Annotated in this window: 1 pseudogene; it reads right to left on the bottom strand. The window is 62.8% G+C overall.

The features are described from left to right. Positions 1 to 231: pseudogene (locus SB816_RS35320) on the bottom strand (EscR/YscR/HrcR family type III secretion system export apparatus protein); the annotation flags it as partial.

Genomic DNA, 231 nt, shown 5'->3' with positions numbered 1-231 from the left:
GCGCGAGCAGGATGTTCGCGACCAGCAGGTCGACGACGATGAACACGATATAGATCACGAAGCCGATCTGGAACGCCTTGGTCAGCTCGGCGAGCGTGAAGCTCGGCACCAGCACGAGCAGGTCGTCGTCCTTGATGCCGTCGGCGCGGTTCTTCGGCCACACCGACGTCGCGGTGCGCACGAAGAATTCACGGTCGCGCTGGCGCGTGTGCGAGACCAGGAAATCCTTGA

Origin of the sequence: Achromobacter sp. SIMBA_011, assembly GCF_046535435.1 — a bacterium.
GTDB classification, from domain to species: domain Bacteria; phylum Pseudomonadota; class Gammaproteobacteria; order Burkholderiales; family Burkholderiaceae_B; genus Achromobacter; species Achromobacter dolens.
This window is presented reverse-complemented; position numbering and strand designations above follow the sequence as displayed.